General features: G+C 58.3%; 6 protein-coding genes. All 6 read left to right on the top strand.

Annotated features, from left to right (window positions below):
- The coding region (locus G5332_RS16460; RefSeq protein WP_421172929.1) for an integrase core domain-containing protein at positions 1-140 on the top strand (140 nt) is incomplete at its 5' end.
- A 376-nt stretch (positions 141-516) separates the two neighbouring features.
- Positions 517-1,500 (top strand): phenylalanine--tRNA ligase subunit alpha, encoded by a 984-nt coding sequence (gene pheS, locus G5332_RS16455; RefSeq protein ID WP_005336686.1) that lies wholly within the window; start codon positions 517-519, stop codon positions 1,498-1,500.
- Between the two features lie 12 nt (positions 1,501-1,512).
- Positions 1,513-3,900 (top strand): phenylalanine--tRNA ligase subunit beta, encoded by a 2,388-nt coding sequence (gene pheT / locus G5332_RS16450; RefSeq protein ID WP_421249810.1) that lies wholly within the window; start codon positions 1,513-1,515, stop codon positions 3,898-3,900.
- 3 nt (positions 3,901-3,903) lie between these two features.
- On the top strand, positions 3,904-4,200 hold the full coding sequence (gene ihfA, locus G5332_RS16445; protein ID WP_005300715.1) for an integration host factor subunit alpha: 297 nt from the start codon (positions 3,904-3,906) through the stop codon (positions 4,198-4,200).
- 15 nt (positions 4,201-4,215) lie between these two features.
- Positions 4,216-8,205, top strand: coding sequence for an ATP-binding protein (locus G5332_RS16440; RefSeq protein WP_421172926.1), 3,990 nt, complete (start codon positions 4,216-4,218; stop codon positions 8,203-8,205).
- Positions 8,192-9,436, top strand: coding sequence for a response regulator (locus G5332_RS16435; protein ID WP_421172925.1), 1,245 nt, complete (start codon positions 8,192-8,194; stop codon positions 9,434-9,436). The genes G5332_RS16440 and G5332_RS16435 overlap by 14 nt, the downstream gene beginning before the upstream one ends.
- The last annotated feature ends 3 nt before the right edge of the window (positions 9,437-9,439 follow it).

Below are 9,439 nucleotides of genomic sequence, written 5' to 3'. Positions count from 1 at the left end.
GAGAGTTATTGTTGCAAAGCCCGCAGGATTTGACGCAAGCGCGGGAAATGGTGCGTGAAGCGGTGGATATTTACAACATGGAGCGGCCGCATCATGCGTTGAAATACAGAACCCCCGATGCGGTACATAGGGGGTTCTGAGTAGAAAAATGCTAGTTGAAAATGTGTAAACCTATTTCAGGACTAGACATGTCATTCACGGTTTTACATCACGTTTTTCTTTCTCCCGTCCACGTTTTGTCCACTGTTTTACACGCGCTACAGTTTTCTCCATACAAAGTGACATGTGGGAGATCACTAGTTCTATAAATGGATTGTATGCCAACAAACCATGTCTTTATTCTACTATTTAAAGAGTGACGGTAAATCGATGAGACTCGCTTGATATAACAAAATGATTTGTAGGGAGAAAAGCCCACCTTAACTATGGTCAGCGAAGGGGCTTTTTTTGTATTATTCCCCTCTTGACCTTATTTAGCCTAAAGGCTCCTGTATCGGGAGTGGTGACGAGGAAGACATGCAACAGCTTGAAGAAGTAGTCGGCCAAGCCAGAGCCGAAATTGAGGGCGTGAGCGATATCGCGACCCTCGACGAAATCCGGGTCAAATATCTGGGTAAAAAGGGCTTTTTTACCGAGCAGATGAAGGGCCTGGGTGCCTTGTCTGCCGAAGAGCGTCCCGCCGCGGGCGCCGTGATCAACCAGGCCAAACAGCAGGTTCAGGATGCGCTGAACGAGCGTCGTGAAGCGCTCGAAGTTGCTGTGCTGAACCAGAAGCTGGCTGCCGAGACCATCGATGTCAGCCTGCCGGGCCGTCGCATCGAGAATGGCGGTCTGCACCCGGTAACCCGCACCATCGAGCGCATCGAGCGCCTGTTTGGCGAGATGGGCTTCAAGGTTGCCCGTGGTCCCGAGATTGAAGATGGCTTTCACAACTTCGATGCGCTGAATATTCCGGCTCATCACCCGGCGCGTACCGATCACGATACCTTCTACTTCAATCCTGATCTGATGCTGCGTACCCACACCTCCGGTGTGCAGATCCGCACCATGGAGCATCAGCAGCCGCCGATCCGCATCATTGCACCGGGCCGCGTCTATCGTAACGACTACGACATGACCCACACCCCGATGTTCCATCAGGTTGAAGGCCTGCTGGTTGACGAGCATGCCAGCTTTACCGAGCTGAAGGGCATTCTGCACGACTTCCTGCGCAACTACTTCGAGGAAGACCTGACCATTCGCTTCCGTCCTTCCTATTTCCCGTTCACCGAGCCGAGCGCTGAAGTGGACGTAATGGGCAAGAACGGCAAGTGGCTGGAAGTGCTGGGCTGCGGCATGGTTCACCCGAACGTACTGCGTTCGGTCGGCATCGATCCGGAAAAATACTCGGGCTTTGCCTTCGGCATGGGCGTTGAGCGCCTGACCATGCTGCGTTACGGGGTCAACGACCTGCGTGCCTTCTTCGAAAACGACCTGCGCTTCCTCAAGCAGTTCAAGTAAGGGCGAGAGAACATGAAATTCAGTAAATCCTGGGTGATGGAGTGGGTCCGCACCGAGTTGAGTGACAACGCGCTGGCCGAGCAGATCACCATGGCCGGTCTGGAAGTGGACGCCGTGGAAGCGGTGGCTGGCCAGTTCAACAATGTGGTGGTGGGTGAAGTGGTCGAGTGCGCCCAACATCCTGACGCCGACAAGCTGCGGGTGACCAAGGTCAACGTGGGTGAGGCCGAGTTGCTGGACATCGTCTGCGGCGCGCCAAACTGCCGTCAGGGCTTGAAAGTGTGTGTGGCCAAAGTAGGGGCGACCCTGCCGGGTGATTTAACCATCAAGAAAGCCAAACTGCGTGGTCAGCCGTCCCACGGCATGCTCTGCTCTTTCAGTGAGCTGGGTATCGACGTTGAAGCCGATGGCATCATCGAGCTGCCGGCCGATGCCCCCATCGGTACCGATATTCGTGACTACCTCAATCTGAACGACGTCTCCATCGATGTTGATCTGACTCCGAACCGTGCCGATTGTCTCGGTATCGCCGGTCTGGCCCGTGAAATCGGCGTGCTCAACAGCGTCGACGTGGTCGAGCCGACCTGGGCACCAGCTGTTGCCACTATTGATGCAACTTTCCCGATCCGGGTTGAAGCACCAGCTGATTGCCCCCGTTATCTGGGCCGCGTCATCAAGGGGCTGAACTTGCAGGCCCAGAGCCCGCTCTGGATGCAAGAGAAGCTGCGCCGTGGCGGCATTCGCTCCATCGACGCCATCGTCGACATCACCAACTATCTGCTGCTGGAATACGGTCAGCCGATGCACGCCTTCGATCTGGCTACCCTGGAAGGGGAACTGGTGGTACGTCGCGCCCACGCTGACGAGCCGATGACCCTGCTCGACGGCAACGAAGTGAAGCTCAAAGATACCACCCTGGTGATTGCCGATGCCAAAGGTCCTGCCTGCATGGCCGGTATCTTCGGCGGCAACCGCACTGGTGTATCCGAGACCACTACCGACATCCTGCTGGAGTGCGCCTTCTTCGCGCCGCTCTCCATCACCGGCCGTGCCCGTGCCTACGGTCTGCACACCGACTCTTCCCACCGCTTCGAGCGCGGGGTGGATCCGGAGTTGCAAGCCAAGGTGATGGACAGAGCCACCCGTCTGCTGTTGGAGATCTGCGGCGGCGAAGCGGGTCCGGTCATCGAGGTCAAATCCGATGCCCATCTGCCGAAAGCGGCCCCCATCAAGCTGCGTCGCAGTAAGCTCGACAAGGTGATCGGTATCAGAGTGGCTGACGCTCAGGTGGTCGAGATCCTGACCCGCCTCGGCATGCAGGTCACTGTGGATGCTGACGGTTGGACTGCGCTGGCACCCTCCTGGCGTTTCGATATCGCCATAGAGGAAGACCTCATTGAGGAAGTGGCTCGCATCTACGGCTACAACAACATCCCGAACCTGAAACCCGCCGCTTCTCTGGCGATGGTGGAGCAGGCAGAAGGGCAGGTGACCTTGAAGCGCGTGCGCGACCTGCTGGTTGACCGCGGTTTCCAGGAAGCGATCACCTACAGCTTCGTCGATCCCAAGACCCAGCAAACCCTGTTCCCGCAGAGCGATGCCATCGTGCTGCCGAACCCGATCTCGGTCGAAATGTCCGCGATGCGTGTCTCTCTGTTCCCGGGTCTGGTGCAAGCCGTTGTTTACAACCAGAATCGTCAGCAGCCGCGTGTGCGTCTGTTCGAGCAGGGTCTGCGTTTCATCAAGGATGAAAGCGCCGAGAACGGTATCCGTCAGGAGCCGATGCTGGCCGGTATCATCACTGGCAACCAGAGCGACGAACACTGGGATATCAAAACCCGCGCAGCCGACTTCTTTGATCTGAAAGGAGATCTGGAAGCGGTGCTGGACTTGACCGCCGAAGGGGCCACCTTTACCTTCGAGCGCACCGAGCACAGCGCCCTGCACCCGGGCCAGAGCGCAGCCATCCTGCGCAATGGCGAGATCATCGGCCACATCGGCGTGATCCACCCGAGCCTCGAGAAGAAGCTGGGCCTCAAGAGCCGCGCGGTGATGTTTGAGCTGGAGCTGGATAAGCTGACCCCTGCCAAGGTGCCGGTTGCGGCCGAAGTTTCCAAGTTCCCGGCGAACCGTCGCGACATTGCCGTGGTAGTCGATCGTCAGGTTCTGGCAGGTGATGTGCTTGCGGTAATTAAAAAAGTTGGCGGAAATCAGGTAGTTGGAATAAACTTGTTTGACGTATACCAGGGTGCTGGTATGGCAGAGGACAAGAAGAGCCTGGCCATCAGTCTTGTATTGCAAGACACCCAGCGCACCCTGGAGGAGAAAGAGATTGCCGAGACCGTAGACAATGTCGTGCGGGCCCTTGGTGAAGAGTTGAATGCATCCTTGAGGGATTGATCTATGGCGCTTACCAAAGCCGACATTGCAGAGCACCTGTTCACCCAGCTCGGGATGAGCAAGCGTGAAGCCAAAGATATGGTGGAAGCCTTCTTTGAGGAAATCCGACAGGCGCTTGAGCGTGGTGAACAAGTCAAGATTTCAGGCTTCGGTAACTTTGACCTTCGTGAGAAGAATCAGCGTCCCGGACGCAACCCCAAGACGGGCGAGGATATTCCTATCAGCGCCCGCCGCGTGGTGACCTTCCGGCCTGGCCAGAAGCTCAAGGCCAGGGTAGAAAATGTTGAACCCAACGAGTGATAAAAAGCCAGGCAGATGCCTGGCTTTTGTTTTCAGATGACCAAATTCCCCGTTTTTCTTCTGGGTGCCGTACTGGCACTGCCATTGCACGCCAAGCCTTTGCAGACCACAGTGCTGCCGTTGGCGCCGGCGACCCAAGCTTATGTAAATTCACTGAGTCAGCTCTCGCTCTGCTATCCTGCGACGCTTCCTCCACCATACCTGATGGCCGAGGGGGGTCTGCTCAAGGATCGTCTCGCCCGGTTGCAGGAGCTGTTCCCGGTTCCCCTCGTGCTCAAAGAGTTGCCCGATTGGCAGATATTGCGCAACGGGCTCGCAGAGGGTGACTGCGACATCATTCCCTATGTCGGAACCCGCAAGAAGGCCGTGGAGGGCATGCGGTTAAGTCGTCCGATGATGGAGACCGATGCCGCCATCCTCTACAAGGGTGAAAATCTCAAACAGGCACGCTTTCTGGTCTACTCGCTGGCAGACTCTGCCCGCCTGCTGCACGAGCTCTATCCACAGGCACGCATTATTTCCCTAAAAAGCGGAGAGAAGGTCTACGACGCGCTGCAGAGTGGCAAGGGTGATGCCTATCTGGGGGACTATCTGCAACTGCGCTATCTGATGCGCGAGTTTCCTGCCGATGGTTTGCGCCTGCGCCGCCTGTTTGGTGAGGATCGGATCATCAGCTATCGCTTGATGATGCGTGATCAGCCTGAGTTGGCCAATCTGGTGGACACCCTGATCCGTCATATGCCCGCCGGTACTATCTATACCGATCTGGCCCGTTATCTCGATCAGGGGTCGCTCTACGTCAACCAACCCCACTTCAGCGATACCGAGCAGGCCTGGTTATCCGGCCGCGGGCGCACCATTCGTCTTGTGGTCAATCCCGAGTTGATGCCCTATAGCGGTGTCAATGATCTGGGGGAGCCGAAAGGGTGGAGCGCGGATGTGCTGCGCTGGGTCACCCAGGAGACCGGCCTGAAATACAAGCTGGTACCTGCAGCCAGCAAGGCGGAGGCCGTAGAAAAGCTGCGCCTTGGTGAGGCGGATATGATGGCCGGCTTGCCGGAATCCCCGGCATTGACGGATCAGTTCATTTTCAGTCGGACGATCTCCACCAATCGGTTTGCCTTGATCAGCAAGCGCAAGTTGGCTGCCGATCGCATCACCCAGCTCAAGCGGCAGCGTATTCTGGTACCTGAATCCCTCTACGATCCCTCCTTGCTCGCCCTGCTTGGTGATCAGGAGTGGCTTCGCACCGACGGCCTCGAGCAGGGGTTAGCAGCGATCAAGCAAGGCAAGGCTGACGCCATGCTGAGCGAGCTATATCAGCTGCAATATCCCCAGCGTACCAACTTGCTGGAAGGGCTCGATATCGAGGAGCTGGAAGATCGTTTCGGCCTAGGCTTTGCCATCAACAAGAGTCAGACCGAGCTAGCCGGTGTGATGGACCGCAACCTGATGGCGCTGACCAGCACCCAGATCGACGAACTTAACCAGCGCTGGCGCCGCTTGCTCGTCGTGCAGCAACCCGGTGTGAGCTACGCCGCCTGGTTTGGCTCCATCGCCATGGCACTGCTGATCAGCGGTATTGTCATCGGCGGGATCTGGCGTTCCCGCCAGCAACTGGCAAGGGAAGTGGCCCAGCGTCACGCCGCCGAGAAGGCGCTGGCCATCGAGAGCGAGCTGCGGGAAACCATGTTTCAGGCGTTGCCGGTGCCCGTCTATCTGCGCAACAGCCAGGGCAAGGTGATCAAATCCAATAAACAGGGGCGACGTCTGGCCCTGCGCTACTCTCAGCAGTTGATGCTGCCGCCGGTTCAGCCGCAAAAGAGCGAAGGGGAGCTGGTGCTGGGGGAGCAGGTCTTCGCCTATGCCCAGCATCCGCTGCGGCTGGACAAGCAAGCACCTGCCACCGATCTCATCGCCCTGTCGGATATCAGTGTGCTGCGTGAGCAGGCCCGTTTTCTACGTCAGGCAGAGCGCCGCCTGCGTGCCCTGACCAATACAGTCCCCGGCGTGGTGCTGCAGTTTATGTTCGAGCGGGGACGGGTAGGGGCCATCGAGTTTATCAGCCGAGGCTGTTACGAGCTGCTGGGGCTGGCGAGCCAGCAGATCCGCCGTGAGCCCAAACGGGTGCTCATTATGCTTGAGCGCGAGGATCGCCGCCGGGTAAGCCGTGAGATGTTCGCCATGTTGCAGGCTGGCAAACCCTTCGCATTCACCCTGCGCTATCACCATCCGACCAAGGGTCTGCGCTGGTTGCAGCTCTATGGCCGTGGCCGCAGTCAACCGCATGGTTGGCGAATTTATGCGGTGATGCAGGATGCCACTGCCCGGGTCGAGCAGGATCAAGCATTGCAGCACTCCCATGAACAGGCGCAGCAGGCGGTGCAGGCCAAGGGCCGTTTCCTGGCGGCGATTAGCCACGAGATCCGTACACCGATGAACGCCATGCTCGGCTTGCTTGAGTGGCTGGCCAGCACCCCTTTGTCGAGAGAACAGGATTCGGCGCTGGCGCGGGTGCGTCAGGCGGGGGATGAGCTGCTCGGCCTGCTCAACGATGTACTCGACTTTAGTCGCAACGAAAACAGCAAACTCTCCCTCTCGCCCCAGCCCACCGATTTCGCCGAGCTGTGCGAGCACGTGGCGGCGGTGCACTGGAGCAAGGCCAGATCCAAACGGCTGCAATTACGATTGCGGCTTGACCCCGCCTTGCCAGCCTTGCTGACTCTCGATCCCCATCGGGTACGGCAAGTGCTCCACAATCTGCTCTCCAATGCCATCAAGTTCAGCCTGCGTGGGGAAGTGGTGCTGTGGGTCGAGGTAGTCGCATCGACCTTGCGCTTCGGGGTCGATGATGAAGGGCCGGGGATCACCGCCAAGATGCGTCCTACTCTCTTTATGCCATTCGAACAGTTTGCTGTTGAAGGGCAGTTGCGGGCGCCGGGCACCGGCCTTGGTCTGGCGATCTGCAAGCAGCTGCTCGAGCAGATGGGCGGGTTGATCGATGTCGAGGGACGCCCGGGCGGTGGTAGCCGCTTCTTCTGCGAGTTGCCGTTGCAACAGGTTCAGCAAGATATCGATTGGCAGCCAAGAGTACGCCAGTTATCCCTCTCACTGCCTCACGATGAGGTTTTGGGGGTCACGCCCTGGTTGTCCAGGCTCGGTATTCATGTTGCCAGTCGTGCGGTTGATCTGCTGCAGGCCGAGAGAGACGAGGATAGTCTGTATCACTGGTCATGGCAGGGGGAGTCCTGGGTGCCGGGCACCATGATCAGCCTGTTCCAGCCACGGATGACATCAGAGCAACCTGTGGGTGAGATGCAGCCCGGGCTTGGTATGCGGGTACTGCTTGTTGAGGATCACGATGTCAACCGGGAGCTGATCTGTATGCAACTGGGGCAACTCGGTGCAAGCGTAGTCAGTGCCGCCAATGGGCAGCTAGCGCTGGAGATGCTGGTGAAGCACCAGGTGGATCTTGTGTTGACAGACCTGCAGATGCCGGTGATGAACGGGGCCGAACTGTGCAGGCAATTGCGCCAATCCGCGCGTTGGGCCCGTCTTCCGGTCTATGTGATCACCGCAGATCTCAGTGAGCAAGCGGCAAGGGAGCTGCAATCCTGCGGTTGCGATGGTCATCTGGACAAGCCGGTCGCCCTCAAGGTGCTGGCGACCTTGCTGCGCCATATTGGCAAAGAGGGGAGCAATGCTGTCGCCCCGACGCCGGTTGCCTCGTTGCTGACCGATGAACTGGCTGCCCTTTATCTGAAGGCTACCCGTGATGATTTGGCCGAACTTGAACGCTGCTGCACAGAAGAAGATGAAGTTGGCGTGAATGCTGCTTTACACAAGCTGAAGGGGGCCGCCAGAATGGTAGGAGCCACGGCGCTGGTGACGGTGATTGACGAGTGGCAACAAGCCCCCCATCCAGCTCTACAGAGCAGTTTGAACCGGGCGTTGGATGAGTTCAGCCAGCATTTCTCGAAAAGGACCCAAGATGATCATTACTGATGAAGAACTGCTGGCATTGCTCGACTCGGAAGAGCACGAGGCGGCAGATTTTTGCCCTGTCTTGCTGTATGCGCTTGATCGGGCCTCCCATGAGCTGGCAAATAGCACGACACTCCCCTCTTATGTCACTTTGCAGCGCACCCAACCGGACGCCTGCTGGCAGTGGGAAGGGTTGTTTGCGGCCGGTGCCATTGCCCTTTACGATCCTGCCGCTCACCAGCAGGCGGACTATTTCCCCGAGTTGCAGCATCATCAGGGAATTTATGCCATTGGTGAAGATTGGCTGGGAGGACTTGCCGCCAGTTACCGTGACTGGAACAACTGGCTGGCGGCCAAGCGGGTACTGCTGCTAGAAGATCACCCGTTTCAGGGGATGCAGTTACAGCAAGCTATCGCCGAACTGGGGCTCTCCTGCCAGTGGGTGCAGGATGAAACTGCCTGTCTTGCTGCGTTGGAGGCTGGCGACATCAGTCTGCTGGTGTGTGATCTCAGTCTGGTGGAGCAGGATGCCATCAGCCTGCTGATGAGCCAGCCGCAAATTCAGCGCAGCGGGTTGCCGATCATTCTCTTGTCGGCGCACGAGCAGACATTGATCGACGGTGCCCGCCGTCTGCTGCACGATGCCGGTTTCAATGTGCTGGCTGCACTGGCCAAGCCACTCGATGGCAACGAGTTGCTCAGGTTGCTGCGCGGACTCTATCTGGGGCCTCTGCGTCAGCAGCGCTTGAGCGGCCAGCGCCGCTCCATCCGCCGTTGGCAGGGGGAGGTGCAGGGTCAGCTAGGGCTGCTCTCCAGTCCCGCGACCCCTCATCCGGTCTGGCTGGCGGTGACCGGCTTGCCCAGCCGCTGGGAGGCACTTAAAGAGTGGTTGACGGATCAGTCACGTAGCCCCACAGAGCTGACATTATTGATCCATCGTCGGGATCACCTGTTGAGCAATGGAGAGCGGTTTGCGCTGGTACTGCAAGCGAGTCTGGCGGGGAGCAAGCTGGCGTTGCTACTCGATAACAGCCAGCATTTGCCATTCGATCTGCTGGAGCGTTTGCCGTTGAGCGCTTTGCTGCTGGGGCAGGCGCTTTTACCCGAAATAGAGTCATTGGCCATGGACTCCCTGCTGGGACGCTTTATGGCCAGGGTTCGGGAGCTGGGGATCGCCGTCTATCTGGATGATCCTTACAACCTGCTCGACGTCGAGGTGTGGCGAGAGCGCGGTATGACGGGGCGCTGGTAAGCC

This window comes from Aeromonas sp. 603757 (assembly GCF_049171255.1).
GTDB lineage: Bacteria > Pseudomonadota > Gammaproteobacteria > Enterobacterales > Aeromonadaceae > Aeromonas > Aeromonas veronii_A.
The sequence above is the reverse complement of the archived record's forward strand: the minus strand, read 5'-3'. Positions and strand labels throughout refer to the sequence as shown.

What these genes read in the sequence shown, in the direction of transcription:
- G5332_RS16440 (WP_421172926.1), top strand. Translation starts at nt 4,216, where the DNA reads ATGCCTGGCTTTTGTTTTCAGATGACCAAATTCCCCGTTTTTCTTCTG.
- G5332_RS16435 (WP_421172925.1), top strand. Translation starts at nt 8,192, where the DNA reads ATGATCATTACTGATGAAGAACTGCTGGCATTGCTCGACTCGGAAGAG.
- pheS (WP_005336686.1), top strand. Translation starts at nt 517, where the DNA reads ATGCAACAGCTTGAAGAAGTAGTCGGCCAAGCCAGAGCCGAAATTGAG.
- pheT (WP_421249810.1), top strand. Translation starts at nt 1,513, where the DNA reads ATGAAATTCAGTAAATCCTGGGTGATGGAGTGGGTCCGCACCGAGTTG.
- ihfA (WP_005300715.1), top strand. Translation starts at nt 3,904, where the DNA reads ATGGCGCTTACCAAAGCCGACATTGCAGAGCACCTGTTCACCCAGCTC.